This window comes from Pseudomonas sp. FIP_A4 (genome assembly GCF_036701605.1).
Lineage (GTDB): Bacteria > Pseudomonadota > Gammaproteobacteria > Pseudomonadales > Pseudomonadaceae > Stutzerimonas > Stutzerimonas phenolilytica.
Genome location: NZ_JAYDXP010000126.1, coordinates 451,708 through 468,751 on the forward strand (window position 1 = coordinate 451,708; position 17,044 = coordinate 468,751).

Annotated in this window: 15 protein-coding genes; 14 read left to right on the top strand and 1 reads right to left on the bottom strand. The window is 65.8% G+C overall.

The features are described from left to right. The first annotated feature begins 11 nt into the window (after positions 1 to 11). The 14 genes from U8L64_RS15280 to trpC all read left to right on the top strand — a co-directional run bounded on the left by U8L64_RS15280 (position 12) and on the right by trpC (position 16,116). A complete protein-coding gene (locus U8L64_RS15280; protein ID WP_333398177.1) occupies positions 12 to 2,429 on the top strand; it encodes a PAS domain-containing sensor histidine kinase in 2,418 nt (805 codons plus the stop codon). Continuing rightward, the gene (locus U8L64_RS15285; RefSeq protein ID WP_077682660.1) at positions 2,426 to 3,055 is read left to right on the top strand and encodes a response regulator; all 630 of its coding nucleotides are present in this window, start codon (positions 2,426 to 2,428) and stop codon (positions 3,053 to 3,055) included. Before U8L64_RS15280 ends, U8L64_RS15285 begins: the two co-directional genes overlap by 4 nt. 147 nt (positions 3,056 to 3,202) lie before the next feature. After that, positions 3,203 to 4,312 carry an ABC transporter ATP-binding protein gene (locus tag U8L64_RS15290; RefSeq protein WP_043298908.1) on the top strand — a complete coding sequence of 370 codons (1,110 nt, stop codon included), beginning with the start codon at positions 3,203 to 3,205 and terminating at the stop codon, positions 4,310 to 4,312. A gap of 44 nt (positions 4,313 to 4,356) precedes the next feature. Further along, positions 4,357 to 5,388: an ABC transporter substrate-binding protein gene (locus tag U8L64_RS15295; protein ID WP_442965292.1), complete on the top strand. Its 1,032-nt coding sequence runs from the start codon at positions 4,357 to 4,359 to the stop codon at positions 5,386 to 5,388. Positions 5,389 to 5,451: 63 nt separating this feature from the next. Then, positions 5,452 to 6,705 (top strand): ABC transporter permease, encoded by a 1,254-nt coding sequence (locus U8L64_RS15300; protein WP_333398179.1) that lies wholly within the window; start codon positions 5,452 to 5,454, stop codon positions 6,703 to 6,705. 63 nt (positions 6,706 to 6,768) lie between these two features. Beyond that, positions 6,769 to 7,596 carry an ABC transporter permease gene (locus U8L64_RS15305; RefSeq protein ID WP_011911951.1) on the top strand — a complete coding sequence of 276 codons (828 nt, stop codon included), beginning with the start codon at positions 6,769 to 6,771 and terminating at the stop codon, positions 7,594 to 7,596. A gap of 18 nt (positions 7,597 to 7,614) precedes the next feature. Further along, positions 7,615 to 9,075 carry an NADP-dependent succinate-semialdehyde dehydrogenase gene (gabD, locus tag U8L64_RS15310; RefSeq protein WP_333398200.1) on the top strand — a complete coding sequence of 487 codons (1,461 nt, stop codon included), beginning with the start codon at positions 7,615 to 7,617 and terminating at the stop codon, positions 9,073 to 9,075. Between the two features lie 157 nt (positions 9,076 to 9,232). Continuing rightward, positions 9,233 to 10,513, top strand: coding sequence for a 4-aminobutyrate--2-oxoglutarate transaminase (gabT, locus tag U8L64_RS15315; protein WP_333398180.1), 1,281 nt, complete (start codon positions 9,233 to 9,235; stop codon positions 10,511 to 10,513). 105 nt (positions 10,514 to 10,618) lie between these two features. Continuing rightward, entirely contained in the window at positions 10,619 to 11,293 is a 675-nt protein-coding gene (gene rpe, locus U8L64_RS15320; protein ID WP_043298943.1) for a ribulose-phosphate 3-epimerase, read from the top strand. Continuing rightward, entirely contained in the window at positions 11,290 to 11,991 is a 702-nt protein-coding gene (locus tag U8L64_RS15325; RefSeq protein WP_333398181.1) for a phosphoglycolate phosphatase, read from the top strand. The genes rpe and U8L64_RS15325 overlap by 4 nt, the downstream gene beginning before the upstream one ends. A 180-nt stretch (positions 11,992 to 12,171) precedes the next feature. Continuing rightward, complete coding sequence (gene trpE, locus U8L64_RS15330; RefSeq protein ID WP_156716191.1) at positions 12,172 to 13,656, top strand: anthranilate synthase component I; 1,485 nt, start codon at positions 12,172 to 12,174, stop codon at positions 13,654 to 13,656. Positions 13,657 to 13,658: 2 nt separating this feature from the next. After that, positions 13,659 to 14,252: an aminodeoxychorismate/anthranilate synthase component II gene (locus U8L64_RS15335; protein WP_054094478.1), complete on the top strand. Its 594-nt coding sequence runs from the start codon at positions 13,659 to 13,661 to the stop codon at positions 14,250 to 14,252. Continuing rightward, positions 14,252 to 15,298, top strand: a complete 1,047-nt coding sequence (trpD, locus tag U8L64_RS15340) for an anthranilate phosphoribosyltransferase (RefSeq protein WP_333398182.1) — start codon at positions 14,252 to 14,254, stop codon at positions 15,296 to 15,298. The genes U8L64_RS15335 and trpD overlap by 1 nt, the downstream gene beginning before the upstream one ends. Further along, positions 15,295 to 16,116, top strand: a complete 822-nt coding sequence (gene trpC / locus U8L64_RS15345; RefSeq protein ID WP_333398183.1) for an indole-3-glycerol phosphate synthase TrpC — start codon at positions 15,295 to 15,297, stop codon at positions 16,114 to 16,116. Before trpD ends, trpC begins: the two co-directional genes overlap by 4 nt. Before the next feature lie 72 nt (positions 16,117 to 16,188). Here trpC and crp read toward each other — a convergent pair whose 3' ends face one another. Continuing rightward, positions 16,189 to 16,833, bottom strand: a complete 645-nt coding sequence (gene crp, locus U8L64_RS15350) for a cAMP-activated global transcriptional regulator CRP (protein ID WP_008568240.1) — start codon at positions 16,831 to 16,833, stop codon at positions 16,189 to 16,191. Positions 16,834 to 17,044 lie beyond the last annotated feature (211 nt).

Below are 17,044 nucleotides of genomic sequence, written 5' to 3' on the forward strand. Positions count from 1 at the left end.
TGCGTGAATATATGCTTGCTTCCACCCTGCGCCGCCTCGTTCTGTTCGTGCTGCTTTTGCCCTTCGCCGCGCATGCCGCGCCGCAGGACGAGGGCGCGCGAGCCTGGCTGGATGGTCAGCGCGAGTGGCGCGTCGGGGTGGTGATGGGCGCGCCCTATGCGGAGTATGACCAGCGTCAACGGCGCCTGTCAGGCTTCCATGTGCAGCTGATGGAGCAGATCGCCGCACAGTTGGGTGTGCGGCTGCATTGGCGCCGCTTCGACGATGAGGCCGCGCTCGAGAACGCCGCCCGTGACGGACTGATCGACGTGGCGCCCGGTCTGCGGCAGACACCGGCCGGCCTGCGGCTGTGGCGCTACAGCGACCCGTTTCTGCGCATTGCACGCCTGCTCGTCGGCGACCGCGACGGCCCGCGCGCCATCGACCTCGAGCTGCTGCACCCCAGCGAGCTGATCGCCGCCGAGGGGCCGGGCTCGGTCACCGAATTTCTTGCCGCCAACTACCCCAACATCACCGTGCTGACTGCGGCCAGCCAGGCCGATGCGCTGCGTCAGGTGCTGGAAGCCAAGGCCAGCTACGCGGTGATCGACGAACCGCTGTTTGGCCGTCTGTCGCAGCAGATCGAGTACGCCCCGCTGGTAGTGGTCGGCGATCTGGGCAGCCCGCAGCTGCTGCGCATCGCCTCGCGGCGCGACAGCCCCGCGCTTGCCGCGCTGCTCGACAGCGCCATACGCGAGTTCCCGGCGCGGGAGTTCGCGCAGCTGCAGGACCAGTGGCTCAAGCCGCGCAGTATCGATCTTGGTCGGGAAGTCGGCTACTGGCGCAGCCTCAGCTTGCTGCTGGGCGTGCTGCTGCTGATCTGCCTGCTGATGTTCGGCTGGCAGCGCCATCAGCATGGCCTGCTGGAAACCCGGCTGAAGGCCGCGCGGCGCGACATCGAGCTGCGCGAGGCCGCCGAGGAGTCGCAGCGGCTCACGCAGTTCTGCCTGGATCACAGCACCGTCGGCATCCTCTGGCTGAACTGGGACAGCCGCGTGCGCTACGCCAACCAGGCGGCCGAATCGCTGCTTGGCTATGCCAGCGGCGAACTGCTGGATTGCCCGCTGGATACGCTCGATCCGACGCTGCGAATGGAAGCCTGGCTCGAGCGCTGGCGCGCCGCGCGCACCGGCGAGAACGACCGCCAAGTGCATGAATGCGAGTGGCAACGCGCCGATGGTCAACGCTTTCCCGCGGCGATCACTTACAGCTTCCTGCGCTTCGGCAGCCGCGAGTATCTGGTGGTGTTTCTCGCCGACGTCACCGAGCGCCGTCGCGCCAGTGCGCAGCTGCAGGAAAGCGAGGCGCGGCTCAAGGCCATGGCTGGCAACGTGCCGGGGCTGGTGTTCCGCCTCGAGCGCGAGGCGCCGCAGGGCGCGGTGCGCATTGCCTATATCAGTGAGGCCAGCCAGCGTCTGGTGGGTTATTCCGCCGAGCGCCTGCTGGAGCCGGAGCGGGGTATCCGCAGTCTGGTGCATGCCGATGACGAGGCCGACTATTGGGCCAGCCAGCAGCTGGCGCTGGAACAGGGTAAGGACTGGCGCTGGCAGGGACGCATCCTCAACCGCGACGGCGAGGTGCGCTGGGCCGATATCCGCGCCTCCGTGCGCGGCCCGGCCGATGGCCGCCAGGTGTGGGACGGCATCGTCTGGGACATCACCGAGAACAAGCGCATCGAGCTGGAGCTGGATGCCTCGCGCGTGCAGCTGCGTGAGCTGGCCGCGCACCTGGAGACGGTGCGCGAGGAAGAGAAGGCGCACATCGCCCGCGAAGTGCACGACGAGCTGGGCCAGGTGCTGACCGTGCTCAAGCTGGAAATCTCGATGTGCGAGCTCGGGTTCGCCGGCCTCGACCCGGCCCTGGCGCAACGCCTGCAGAGCATGAAGCGGCTGATCGCCCAGCTGTTCCAGCGGGTGCGCGACGTCGCCACCGCGCTGCGCCCGCCGATTCTCGACGCCGGCCTCGCTTCGGCAGTGGAATGGCAGGGGCGACGTTTCGAGGAACGCAGCGGCGTGGCCTGTCTGGTCGAGGTGCCGGAATGTCCGCTGCCGCTGGGCAACGCCAAGGCCATCGGCCTGTTTCGCATCCTGCAGGAGTCGCTGACCAACGTGATGCGCCATGCCCAGGCGCAGACGGTCAGCGTGCAGCTGACGGTCGAGGACGACATGCTCTGCCTGCGTGTCGGCGACGACGGCCGCGGCTTCGTCGAGACGGCCCGCGGACCGGGCAGCTCGTTCGGCCTGGTCGGCATGCGCGAGCGGGTGCAGATGCTCGGCGGGCAGCTCAGCATCGACAGCCAGCCCGGCCGGGGCACCACCATCACCGCGCGGGTGCCGCTGGACCCCGCGCCGCTTTCATCAGCCACCAGCACGGGAGCACTGTCGTCATGATCAGAGTCATGGTCGCCGAGGATCACACCATCGTCCGCGAGGGCATCAAGCAGCTGATCGGCATGGCCCACGACATGCAGGTGGTCGGCGAGGCCGCCAACGGCCAGCAGCTGCTCGACCAGCTGCGGCAGATCAGCTGCGACGTGGTGCTGCTGGATATCTCCATGCCGGGCGTCAACGGCCTCGAGGCGATTCCGCGGATACGCGCGCTGAACCAGCCCCCGGCGGTGCTGGTGCTGTCGATGCACGACGAAGCGCAGATGGCCGCGCGCGCGCTGAAGATCGGCGCGGCCGGCTACGCGACCAAGGACAGCGAGCCGGCGCTGCTGCTCACCGCGTTGCGCAAGGTCGCCGGTGGCGGGCGCTACATCGATCCGGCGCTGGCCGACCGCATGGTCTTCGAGGTCGGTCTGACCGATTCGCGACCGCCCCATGCGCTGCTGTCCGAGCGCGAGTACTCGGTGTTCGAACGCCTGGTACAGGGCGATTCGGTGAACGACATCGCCGGCAAGCTGGCCCTGAGCAGCAAGACCATCAGCACCCACAAGGCCCGCCTGATGCAGAAGCTGGCCGCGCACTCGGTGGCCGACCTGGTGCGCTACGCCCTGGAGCACAAGCTGGTCTGAGCGCCGCCCGCCGACCCGTCTGTAGGGCGTTCCCTACACGCGACTCTCCCCAACGCCTAGGCCAATCGCTCCGCTGCGCCGATTTTGCCGTGCCCGTCGCCCTTCTACGCTGTGGCCACGGTTCAACGGTTAGGCAGGTGCAGCAGCATGGTCGAGTCAACGGCGAACGATATCCTGGTGAGCTTTCGCGGCGTCCAGAAGAGCTATGACGGCGAGTCGCTGATTGTCCGGGATCTCAACCTGGACATCCGCCGCGGCGAATTCCTCACCCTGCTCGGGCCGTCCGGCTCGGGCAAGACCACCAGCCTGATGATGCTGGCCGGCTTCGAGACGCCCACCGCCGGAGAAATCCTCCTCGACGGCCGGGCGATCAACAACGTGCCGCCGCACAAGCGCGACATGGGCATGGTGTTTCAGAACTACGCGCTGTTCCCGCACATGACCGTGTCGGAAAACCTGGCGTTCCCCCTCAGCGTGCGCGGCATGGCCAAGCCGGACATCAAGGAGCGGGTCAAGCGGGCGCTGGCGATGGTCCAGCTGGAGGGCTTTCGCAACCGCTATCCGGCGCAGCTCTCCGGCGGCCAGCAGCAGCGCGTGGCGCTGGCCCGGGCGCTGGTGTTCGAGCCGCAGCTGGTGCTGATGGATGAGCCCCTGGGCGCGCTGGACAAGCAGCTGCGCGAGCAGATGCAGATGGAGATCAAGCACCTGCACCAGCGCCTCGGCGTCACCGTTGTGTACGTCACCCACGATCAGGGTGAGGCGCTGACCATGTCCGATCGCGTCGCGGTGTTCCATCAGGGACAGATCCAGCAGATCGAAGACCCGTGCACCCTCTACGAAAAGCCGCTGAACACCTTCGTCGCCAACTTCCTTGGCGAGAACAATCGGCTGCCGGCGCACCTGCTGGAACAGCGCGGCGACAGCTGCACGGTCAAGCTGGAGCGCGGCGAAACCGTCCAGGCGCTGGCGGTCAACGTCGGCGCCACGGGCAGTCCGGTCAACCTGTCGATTCGCCCGGAGCGCGTGCTGCTCAACGGCGCCAGCGCCAGTTGTCCGAACCGCTTCACCGGTCGTGTTGCCGAGTTCATCTACCTCGGCGACCACATCCGCATCCGCCTGGAGGTCTGCGGGGTCAGCGACTTCTTCGTCAAGCAGCCAATTGCCGAGTTCGACCACGCCCTGCGCGTGGGCGATGTGGTGCCGATCGGCTGGCATGTCGAGCACGTCCGTGCGCTGGACCCGCTGCAGGCGGCCTGAGGCATTACAAGAACCCTAACAACTGCATCATGGAGCGAACTGGTATGAGCAACTACCTGAAACTGTCCGCGCTGGCGCTCGGACTCGTCTGTGCCGGCCAGGCCGCCGCCGATAGCCTGACCGCGGTGAGCTTCGGCGGTGCCAACAAGCAGGCGCAGACCAAGGCCTTCTACGAGCCCTGGGAAGCGGCCGGCAACGGTCGCCTGATCGCCGGTGAGTACAACGGCGAGATGGCCAAGGTCAAGGCGATGGTCGACACCAACAGCGTGTCGTGGAACCTGGTCGAGGTGGAATCGCCGGAGCTGGCGCGCGGTTGCGACGAGGGGCTGTTCGAGGAGCTCGATCCGGGCGTCGTCGGCAATCCGGACGATTTCGTCGAGGGTGCGATACAGCCCTGCGGCGTTGGCTTCTTCGTCTGGTCGACGGTACTCGCCTATAACGCCGACAAGCTCAAGAGCGCGCCGTCCGGCTGGGCGGACTTCTGGGATACCGAGAAATTCCCCGGCAAGCGCGGCCTGCGCAAGGGTGCCAAGTACACCCTGGAATTTGCGCTGATGGCCGATGGTGTGCCGGCCAAGGAGGTCTATCAGGTGCTGGCCACCAAGGACGGCCAGAACCGCGCCTTCAGGAAGCTCGATCAGCTCAAGCCGCATATCCAGTGGTGGGAAGCCGGCGCGCAGCCGCCGCAGTTCCTCGCCTCCGGCGACGTGGTGATGAGCAGCGCCTACAACGGCCGCATCGCTGCCGTGCAGAACGAGAGCAACTTGCAGATCGTCTGGAACGGCGGCATCTACGACTTCGATTCCTGGGCCATCCCCAAGGGTGCCAAGAGTCAGGAGCAGGCACGCAAGTTCATCGCCTTCACCGTCGAGCCGCAGCAGCAGAAGGCCTATGCCGAGGCCATCGCCTATGGCCCGGCGAACACTCAGGCCGTGTCGCTGCTGGATGAAAAGCGCCTGGCGCAGATGCCCACCGCGCCGGAGAACATTGCCGACCAGGTGGCGATGGACGTGACCTTCTGGGCCGACTACGGCGAACAGCTCGAACAGCGTTTCAACGCCTGGGCAGCACGCTGACCCTGGAGCCCCGCCGCCCTGGCGGGGCCGGTCCCAGCCATCGGAACGAATCGCGGAGTCTTCATGGCCACAGCAATATCCCTGCCGGCGAACCAGATCGCCGAGCCCAATCTGAAACAGCGACTGGCACGGGCCGAACGGGTGAACAAGCTCAAGTCGCAGGCGCTGATTCTGCCGCTGCTGCTGTTCGTGTTGCTGACCTTCCTGGTTCCCATCGCCTCGCTGCTCTGGCGCAGTGTCGAGAATCCGGAGGTGGTGAACACGTTGCCGCGCACGCTGGAGGCGCTGGCCGCATGGGATGGTCGCGGACTGCCGGCGGAACCCGCCTACCAGGCGTTGGCCGAGGACCTCTATCAGGCGCGTCGCGAGCAAACCCTGGGCGATCTGTCCAAGCGGCTGAACATGGAGCTGGCCGGCTACCGCAGCCTGCTGACCAAGACCGCGCGAGCGCTGCCGTTCCGCGAGACGCCCGCGTCGTATCAGGAGGCGCTGGAGTCGCTCGACGAGCGCTGGGGCGATCCGGCGTTCTGGCAGATCATCCAGCGTAACGACAGTGCGGTGACCGGTTATTACCTGCTGGCGGCGCTGGATCACCGCATCGACGAGCTGGGTGAACTGGCCAAGGTCTCGCCGGATCAGGCGGTGTATCTGGACATCTTTGCCCGCACGTTCTGGATGGGGCTGGTGATCACGGTGGTCTGCCTGCTGCTGGCCTATCCGCTGGCCTATCTGTTGGCCAACCTGCCGGCGCGGCAGAGCAACCTGCTGATGATCCTGGTGCTGCTGCCGTTCTGGACCTCGATTCTGGTGCGCGTCGCCGCGTGGATCGTGCTGCTGCAGTCGGGCGGGCTGATCAACGGCGCGCTGCTCAAGATGGGCCTGATCGACGAGCCGCTGCAGCTGGTGTTCAACCGCACCGGTGTGTACATCGCCATGGTGCACATTCTGCTGCCGTTCATGATCCTGCCGATCTACAGCGTGATGAAGAACATCTCGCCGAGCTACATGCGTGCGGCGGTCTCGCTGGGCTGTCATCCGTTCGCCAGCTTCTGGCGGGTGTACTTCCCGCAGACGCTGGCCGGGGTCGGTGCCGGCAGCCTGCTGGTGTTCATCATCGCCATCGGCTACTACATCACCCCGGCGCTGCTCGGCAGCCCGAACGACCAGATGGTCAGCTACTTCGTCGCCTTCTACACCAACACCACTATCAACTGGGGCATGGCCACGGCGTTGGGCGGGCTGCTGCTGCTCGCCACGCTGTTGCTGTACGTGATTTACAGCTGGCTGGTCGGCGCCAGCCGCCTGCGGCTGGGTTGAGATGAGACACGTCGCGGCGCGGCCGCCTTTTCAGAGTCTTCATGCCGGGCAGGAGAACCGTTCATGCTGAGCCCCTACATGTCGCCCGTCGAACGGGCCTGGTACTACGCGCTGCGCATCCTCTGCGCGCTGGTGCTGCTGTTCCTGATCGTGCCGGTGCTGGTCATCGTGCCGCTGTCGTTCAACTCCGGCTCGTTCCTGGTCTATCCGCTGCAGGGGTTCTCGTTGCGCTGGTACGAGGCGCTGTTCACCTCGGCGGACTGGATGCGCTCGCTGAAGAACAGTCTGCTCATCGCCCCGGCTGCGACCTTGCTCGCCGTGGTCCTTGGCACGCTGGCGGCGGTCGGCCTGACCCGCGCGGAGTTCCGCGGCAAGGCGCTGCTGATGACGGTGCTGATCTCGCCGATGGTGGTGCCGGTGGTGATCATCGGTGTCGCCAGCTACCTGTTCTTCGCGCCGCTGGGCATGGGCAACAGCTACCTGTCGCTGATCCTCGTGCACGCGGTGCTCGGCGTGCCCTTCGTGATCATCACGGTGTCGGCGACGCTGCAGGGCTTCAACTACAACCTGGTGCGCGCAGCGGCCAGCCTTGGCGCCTCGCCGCTGACCGCGTTCTTCCGGGTGACCCTGCCGCTGATCGCACCGGGGGTGATTTCCGGCGCGCTGTTCGCCTTCGCCACCTCGTTCGATGAAGTGGTGGTGACGCTGTTCCTCGCCGGCCCCGAGCAGATCACCCTGCCACGGCAGATGTTCAGCGGCATCCGCGAGAACCTCAGCCCGACCATCGCCGCCGCGGCGACGTTGCTGATCGGCTTCTCCATCGCTCTGTTGCTGACCCTGGAGTGGCTGCGAGGCCGCGCCGAAAAGCTACGCACCCAACAACCTGCCTGACGGAATACGCACATGACTCTGCAACTTGGGCAACCCGAGCTGTTGCGCCAAACGGCCTATCTCAACGGTGAATGGTGCGAGGCCGATAGTGGCGCGCGCACCGAGATCTTCAACCCGGCCACCGGCGAGCTGATCGGCGCCGTGCCGAACATGGGCCGCGGTGAAACCCGCCGCTCCATCGAAGCCGCGCAGGCAGCCCAGCCGGCCTGGCGCGCGCTGACTGCGAAGGAGCGCGCTGCGCGGCTGCGGCGCTGGTACGAACTGATGCTGGAGAATCAGGAAGACCTGGCGCGGATCATGACCGCCGAACAGGGCAAGCCGCTCGCCGAGGCGCGTGGGGAGGTGGCCTACGCCGCGTCCTTCCTCGAATGGTTCGCCGAGGAGGGCAAGCGCCTCTACGGCGACGTGATCCCTGCCCACGCCGGCGACAAGCGCATCCTGGTGCAGAAGGAGCCGGTCGGCGTCACCGCCGCGATCACCCCGTGGAATTTCCCCAGCGCGATGATCACCCGCAAGGCCGGCCCGGCCCTCGCCGCGGGCTGTGCCATGGTGCTCAAGCCGGCACCGCAGACACCGTTCTCGGCGCTGGCACTGGCCGCACTGGCCGAGCGTGCGGGCATCCCGGCGGGGCTGTTCAGCGTGATCACCGCCGATGCCGCCACGTCCCGCGAAGTGGGCGCCGAGCTCTGTGAACACCCGGTGGTGCGCAAGCTCTCGTTCACCGGCTCGACGGCGGTGGGCATCAAGCTGATGCAGCAGTGCGCGCCGACGCTCAAGAAGCTCTCGCTGGAGCTTGGCGGCAACGCACCCTTTATCGTCTTCGACGACGCCGATCTGGACGCGGCGGTGGAAGGCGCGATGATTTCCAAGTACCGCAACGCCGGGCAGACCTGCGTCTGTGCCAACCGCATCTACGTGCAGGACGGCATCTACGACGCCTTCGTCGACAGATTCTCCGCGGCGGTCGCGCGGCTGAAGGTCGGCAACGGAGCGGAGGAGGGCGTGACCACCGGTCCGCTGATCGACGCCGCAGCCGTGGCCAAGGTGCAGCGCCATCTGCAGGACGCGCTGGACAAGGGTGCCACCCTGCTGGCCGGTGGCAAACCCCATGCCTTGGGTGGCAACTTCTTCGAGCCGACGCTGGTGGGCGGCGTCACTGCCGAGATGGCCGTGGCGCGCGAGGAAACCTTCGGCCCGCTGGCGCCGCTGTTCCGCTTCCGCGATGAAGCCGAGGTGATCCGCCAGGCCAACGACACCGAATTCGGCCTTGCCGCCTATTTCTACGCCCGCGACCTGAGCCGCGTGTTCCGCGTCGCCGAGGCGCTGGAGTACGGCATGGTGGGCATCAACACCGGGGTGATCTCCACCGAGGTGGCGCCGTTCGGTGGCATGAAGGCATCGGGCCTCGGACGTGAAGGCTCGAAGTACGGCCTGGATGAATACGTGGAAATCAAATACCTGTGCCTGGGCGGCATCTGACCAAGCGGCTCAAATCAGGCGTGCAAAATAATGCACGGAGTTTTACTGTAATCCGAACGCTCTGGATGGTGCGGCAGTCGATCATCGTATGCTGCCGCGCCCGCTTCCTGACGTTCTTTCCGACCCGTGCCGACGATGAGCGGCTACCGAGGAGCTTATGAGCAAGACCAACGAATCCCTGATGCAACGCCGTGTCGCCGCTGTTCCCCGTGGCGTCGGCCAGATCCACCCGATCTTTGCCGACCACGCGAAGAACAGCAGCGTGGTGGATGTGGAGGGCCGCGAGTTCATCGATTTCGCCGGCGGCATCGCCGTGCTGAATACCGGCCACCTGCATCCGAAGATCGTGAAGGCGGTGGAAGACCAGCTGCACAAGCTCACCCACACCTGCTTCCAGGTGCTGGCGTACGAGCCTTACGTCGAGCTGTGCGAGAAGATCAACGCGCGGGTGCCGGGTGATTTCGCCAAGAAGACCCTGCTGGTCACCACCGGCTCCGAGGCCGTGGAGAACGCGGTGAAGATCGCCCGCGCCGCTACCGGCCGTGCAGGCGTGATTGCTTTCACCGGCGCCTATCACGGCCGCACCATGATGACCCTCGGCCTGACCGGCAAGGTCGCCCCGTACTCCGCCGGCATGGGCCTGATGCCGGGCGGGATCTTCCGTGCGCTGTACCCCTGCGCAATCCATGGTGTCAGTGTCGATGACTCGATCGCGAGCATCGAGCGCATCTTCAAGAATGACGCCGAGCCGCGCGACATCGCCGCGATCATCGTCGAACCGGTGCAGGGTGAGGGCGGCTTCAATGTCGCGCCGAAGGATTTCATGGCCCGCCTGCGCGCGCTCTGCGACGAGCACGGCATCCTGCTGATCGCCGACGAGGTGCAGACCGGCGCCGGGCGCACCGGCACCTTCTTCGCCATGGAGCAGATGGGCGTGGTTGCCGACCTGACCACCTTCGCCAAGTCGATCGCTGGCGGCTTCCCGCTGGCCGGGGTATGCGGCAAGGCCGAAATCATGGATGCCATCGCGCCCGGCGGGCTGGGCGGCACCTACGCCGGCAACCCGCTGTCCTGCGCGGCGGCGCTGGCGGTCATGGAAATCTTCGAGGAGGAGCATCTGCTCGACCGCTGCAAGGCGGTGGCGGAGAAGCTCACCACCGGCCTCAAGGCGATCCAGGCCAAACACAAGGAGATCGGCGAGGTGCGCGGCCTCGGCGCGATGATCGCTATCGAGCTGTTCGAAGATGGCGACCTGGCGCGCCCGGCGGCGGCGCTGACTTCGCAGATCGTCGCGCGGGCGCGGGACAAGGGGCTGATCCTGCTGTCCTGCGGTACCTACTACAACGTGCTGCGCGTGCTGGTGCCGCTGACTGCCGAGGACGAGCTGCTCGACCGTGGCCTGGCGATCATCGGCGAGTGCTTCGACGAACTGACCTGACCGTGCGGCGGCGCGCCGGCATCCGCCAACGGATGTCAGGCGCGCCGCAATCCTGACCCCTCGGGTACAATGCGCGGCATTCCGCCCGTGCCATCCGAGGTCGTCATGCAGCCGTTCGCCATCGCCCCTTCGATTCTTTCCGCCAATTTCGCCCGCCTGGGCGAAGAAGTGGACAACGTGCTGGCCGCCGGCGCCGACATCGTCCATTTCGACGTGATGGACAACCACTACGTGCCCAACCTGACCATCGGCCCGATGGTCTGCTCGGCGCTGCGCAAGCACGGCGTCACCGCGCCGATCGACGTGCACCTGATGGTCAAGCCGGTGGATCGGATGATCGGCGACTTCCTCGAGGCCGGCGCCAGCTACATCACCTTCCACCCCGAGGCATCCGAGCACATCGACCGCTCGCTGCAGCTGATCAAGGACGGCGGTGCCAAGGCCGGACTGGTGTTCAACCCAGCCACGCCGCTGGATGTGCTCAAGTACGTGATGGACAAGATCGACATGGTCCTGCTGATGAGCGTCAACCCCGGTTTCGGCGGGCAGAAGTTCATCCCCGGCACGCTGGACAAGCTGCGCGAGGCGCGCGCCCTGATCGACGCCAGCGGCCGCGAGATTCGCCTGGAGATCGATGGCGGCGTCAATCCGAAGAACATCCGCGAGATCGCCGCAGCCGGTGCCGACACCTTTGTCGCCGGCTCGGCCATCTTCAACCAGCCGGACTACAAGGCCGTGATCGAGCAGATGCGCGCCGAGCTGGCGCTGGCCCGCCCATGACGCGCCTGGAGCAACTGTTCGACGGCCGGCTGCCGCGGCTGGTGATGTTCGACCTGGACGGCACCCTGATGGACTCGGTGCCGGATCTGGCCGCGGCGGTGGACAGCATGCTCGCCCAGCTCGGCCGCGCTCCGGCTGGCATTGAGCGCGTGCGCGACTGGGTCGGCAACGGCTCGCGCGTGCTGGTGCGTCGTGCGCTGGCCGGCAGTTATGAGCATGCCGGCATCGACGAAGACGAAACCGACGCGGCGCTGGCGCTGTTCATGCAGGCCTACGCCGGCAGCCACGCGCTGACCAGCGTTTACCCGGGCGTGCGCGAATGTCTGGACTGGCTCGCCGCGCGGGACGTGGCGCTGGCGGTGATCACCAACAAGCCGGCCCAGTTCGTCGCGCCGCTGCTGGAAGAGAAGAGCCTGGGCGGCTACTTCGGCTGGCTGGTCGGTGGCGATACGCTGCCGCAGCAGAAGCCCGATCCGGCAGCGCTGTTCTGGGTGATGGAGAAGGCGGGCGCAACGCCGGCCGAGTCGCTGTTCGTCGGCGATTCGCGCAACGACGTACGTGCCGCCGATGCCGCCGGCGTGCGCTGCGTCGGGCTGACCTACGGCTACAACCACGGCCGGCCGATTGCCGAGGAGCGCCCCGCGCTGGTGCTGGATGACCTGCGCCTGCTGGTTGCTTCGGTTTCCGGGCTGCGCTAGTGTGGCCCGATTCCCGCTAACCCCGCCGAAGAGATCAGATCGTGGTGGTTACCCGCAAACAGTGGATGAAGGTCATCAAGGCCCTGGCCCGTTGGCGCTGGCGCGCCTGATCAGTCCCGACCGGCTTCGCGCCGGTGCGTTTGCGAACCTCTCTGTACGCCCCTCAACCACGAGGCTGATATGACCCGCGAAGAATTCCTGCGCCTGGCCGCCGAAGGCCACAACCGCATTCCGCTCTCGTTCGAGACGCTGGCCGATTTCGATACCCCGCTGTCGCTGTACCTCAAGCTCGCCGACGCGCCCAACTCCTATCTGCTCGAGTCGGTGCAGGGCGGGGAAAAGTGGGGGCGCTATTCGATCATCGGTCTGCCCTGTCGTACCGTGCTGCGCGTGCATGATCACCATGTTCGCGTGACGGTCGAAGGCACCGAGACGGAAGCGCTGGACGTCGAGGACCCGCTGGCCTTCGTCGAATCCTTCCAGCAGCGCTACCGCGTGGCGCCAGTCGCCGGCCTGCCGCGTTTCAACGGCGGTCTGGTCGGCTATTTCGGTTACGACAGCGTGCGCTACGTCGAGCGCAAGCTGGCGCAGTGCCCGCATTCCGATCCGCTGGGTACGCCGGACATCCTGCTGATGGTTTCCGACGCGGTGGTGGTGTTCGACAATCTGGCTGGAAAGCTGCACTGCATCGTGCTGGTCGATCCGGCCGTCGACGGCGCCTATGAGCAAGGGCTGGCGCATCTGGCGAAGCTGCGCGAGAAACTGCGTCAGCCGATCGCGCCGCGCCTCGGGCTGGATTTCGAGGCGTCCGCCGGACGAGAGCCGAGCTTCCGCTCGAGCTTCAGCCGCGGAGATTTCGAGCAGGCCGTGCGCCGCATCAAGGACTACATCCTTGCCGGCGACTGCATGCAGGTGGTCATCTCGCAGCGCATGTCGATCCCGTTCAAGGCGGCGCCGATCGATCTGTATCGCGCGCTGCGCTGCTTCAACCCGACGCCGTACATGTATTTCTTCAACTTCGGCGACTTTCATGTGGTCGGTTCCTCGCCCGAGGTATTGGTGCGGGTCGAGGACGGCCTGGTCACCGTGCGACCGATTGCCGGCACCCGCCCGCGCGGTGCCAGCGAGGAAGCCGATCTGGCGCTCGAGCAGGACCTGCTGTCGGATAGCAAAGAGTTGGCCGAGCACCTGATGCTGATCGATCTGGGACGCAACGATGTCGGCCGGGTGGCCGAGACCGGTTCGGTGAAGGTCACCGAGAAGATGGTCATCGAGCGTTATTCCAACGTCATGCACATCGTGTCCAACGTCACCGGCCAGCTCAAGGCGCGCCTGTCGGCGATGGATGCACTGCGCGCGATCCTGCCCGCAGGCACGCTGTCCGGGGCGCCGAAGATCCGTGCGATGGAGATCATCGACGAACTGGAACCGGTCAAGCGCGGTGTCTACGGCGGCGCCGTCGGCTATCTCGCCTGGAACGGCAACATGGATACGGCGATCGCCATCCGCACCGCGGTGATCAAGGACGGCGAGCTGCACGTGCAGGCCGGTGCCGGCATCGTCGCCGATTCGCAACCGGCGCTGGAGTGGGAAGAGACGCTGAACAAGCGCCGCGCCATGTTCCGCGCGGTGGCCCTCGCCGAACGCGACCAGCAGGAGAACTGATCATGCTGCTGATGCTGGATAACTACGATTCCTTTACCTACAACGTCGTGCAGTATCTCGGCGAGCTGGGCGCGGACGTCAAGGTGGTGCGCAACGACGAGTTGAGCGTGGCCGAAATCGAGGCGCTGCAGCCCGAGCGCATCGTGGTCTCCCCCGGTCCCTGCACGCCGAACGAAGCCGGTGTGTCGTTGGAGCTGATCCGCCATTTCGCCGGCAAGCTGCCGATTCTCGGTGTCTGCCTCGGCCACCAGAGCATCGGCCAGGCGTTCGGTGGCGACGTGGTGCGCGCGCGCCAGGCCATGCACGGCAAGACCAGCCCGGTGTTCCATCGCGATCAGGGCGTGTTTGCCGGGCTGAACAATCCGCTCACGGTCACCCGCTATCACTCGCTGGTGGTCAAGCGCGAGACACTGCCCGAGTGCCTGGAAATCAGCGCCTGGACCCAGCTGGAAGACGGCTCGGTCGACGAGATCATGGGCCTGCGGCACAAGACGCTGAATATCGAAGGGGTGCAGTTCCATCCCGAATCGATCCTGACCGAACAGGGGCACGAGCTGTTCGCCAACTTTCTGAAGCAGACCGGAGGCGTGCGCTGATGGATATCAAGGAAGCCCTCAACCGCATCGCCGGGCAGCTCGACCTCTCCACCGAGGAAATGAAGGCGGTGATGCGCCAGATCATGACCGGCCAGTGCACCGACGCGCAGATCGGTGCCTTCCTGATGGGCATGCGCATGAAGAGCGAGACCATCGACGAGATCGTCGGCGCCGTGCAGGTCATGCGCGAGCTGGCCGAGCCGGTGAGGTTCGAGGTCGACCGGCTGGTCGACACCTGCGGTACCGGTGGCGACGGCATGAACATCTTCAACGTCTCCACGGCCGCCGCCTTCGTCGTCGCCGCGGCTGGCGGCAAGGTGGCCAAGCATGGCAATCGCGCGGTGTCGGGCAAGAGCGGCAGCGCCGATCTGCTGGAAGCGGCTGGCGTCTACCTCGACCTCACCCCCGAGCAGGTGGCGCGCAGCGTCGATACCGTGGGCGTCGGTTTCATGTTCGCGCCCGCCCATCACGGTGCGATGAAGTTCGCCGCCGGGGCGCGACGTGAACTGGGGCTGCGCACGCTGTTCAACATCCTTGGGCCGATGGCCAATCCGGCCGGCGTCCGTCATCAGGTCCTCGGTGTGTTCAGCAAGGCGCTGTGCCGGCCGATGGCCGAGGTGTTGCAGCGTCTGGGCAGCAAGCATGTGCTGGTGGTGCATGCGCAGGATGGCCTGGACGAGATCAGCCTGGCCGCGCCGACCCACATCGCCGAGCTGAAGGATGGCGAAATCCGCGAGTACGCCGTGCAGCCGGAGGACTTCGGCATCAAGAGCCAGAGTCTGATCGGTCTGAATGTCGAAGATGCGCAGGGCTCACTGGCGCTGATCCGCGATGCGCTCGGGCGGCGCAAGACCGAGAACGGGCAGAAGGCCGCCGACATGATCGTGCTCAACGCCGGTGCAGCGCTGTACGCCGCCGATCAGGCCTGGACCCTGAAGCAGGGTGTCGAGCTGGCCCACGATGCGCTGAGCACCGGCATCGCCCGGGACAAGTTCGAAGAGCTGGTGTCCTTCACCGCCGTATTCAAGCAGGAGAACCAGAAATGAGCGTGCCGACCGTGCTGGAGAAAATCATCGCGCGCAAGTACGAGGAAGTCGCCGAGCGACGTTCGCGGACCAGTCTGGACGAACTCGAGCGCCTGGCTGCGGCGGCTGACCCGGTACGTGGTTTCGCCGCGGCCGTGCAGCGGCGGGTCAAGGCCAAGGAAGCGGCAGTGATCGCGGAGGTGAAGAAGGCATCGCCGAGCAAGGGCGTACTGCGCGAAAACTTCGACCCCGCCGAAATCGCGCGCAGCTACGAAGCGGGCGGCGCTGCCTGCCTGTCGGTACTGACCGATGTGAATTTCTTTCAGGGCGCCGATGCCTATCTGCAGCAGGCACGCGCGGCCTGCAGCCTGCCGGTGATCCGCAAGGACTTCATGGTCGATCCCTACCAGGTGGTCGAGGCCCGCGCGCTTGGCGCCGACTGCATCCTGCTGATCGTCGCCGCGCTGGAGGATGCGCGCATGGCCGAGCTGGCTGCCGTGGCCGCGCAGCATGGACTGGATGTGCTGGTGGAAGTGCACGACGGCGATGAACTCGAGCGTGCGCTGAAACTGGAAACGCCGCTGCTGGGGATCAACAATCGCAACCTGCACACGTTCGAGGTCAGCCTCGAGACGACGCTGGATCTGCTCCCACGCGTGCCACAGGACCGTGTGGTAGTGACCGAGAGCGGCATCCTCAACCGCGCCGACGTCGAGCTGATGGAGATCAATCAGGTCTACGCGTTTCTGGTGGGCGAGGCGTTCATGCGTGCCGAGCAGCCGGGCGCCGAGCTACAACGGTTGTTCTTCCCCGGTCGCCGCGCACGGATCGCGGAGTGATGCGCCGCTGAAAAATAAAGGCCGGGGCATCGGTGATGCCTCGGCCTTCGTTCTTCAGGTGCCGCTGCAGGTTCAGCGTGTTCCGAAAACCACCATCGTCTTGCCTTTGACGTAGACCAGCCCCTGCGATTCGAGGCTTTTCAGCACGCGCCCGACCATCTCGCGCGAGCAACCGACGATGCGGCCGATTTCCTGGCGGGTGATCTTGATCTGCATGCCGTCGGGATGGGTCATCGCGTCGGGCTGCTTGCACAGGTCGAGCAGCGTGCGGGCGACGCGGCCGGTAACGTCGAGAAACGCCAGATCGCCGACCTTGCGGGTGGTGTTGCGCAGGCGATCAGCCATCTGGCTGCCCAGCGCGTAGAGAATTTCCGGGTCCTGCTGCGTCAGTTCGCGGAACTTGGCGTAGCTGAGTTCGGCGACTTCGCACTCGGTCTTGGCGCGGACCCAGGCGCTGCGTTCTTTCTCGCTGCCTTCCTTTTCGAACAGACCCATCTCGCCGAAGAAGTCGCCGGCATTGAGGTAGGCGATGATCATCTCGCGGCCGTCATCGTCCTCGATCAGAATGGTCACCGAACCCTTGACGATAAAGAAAAGCGATTCGCAGCGATCACCGGCGTAAATGATGGTGCTTTTGGCGGTATATCGACGTCGGTGACAGTGGGCCAGCAGTTTGTCGATGTTCTTGATCTTTGGCGTAAGTGTGATAGCTACCATGCTCTAGGTCCCGGAAAATACTTGGAATGAGGCTGGTTCTTGTTATGTGTGACGAACAGTCGTTGATAAGCAGAGGCCAGCTTATCAGACGAAATTTAACCAACCGAAGTTGCGACAGAGTTACGCAGTCGGTCAACGCGCCTTTGGTCGGGGGTGCAGTCCTCAGCACTCGAACCGTGCATGTTAAGCTATCTGGCAATTTTTTCTGGGA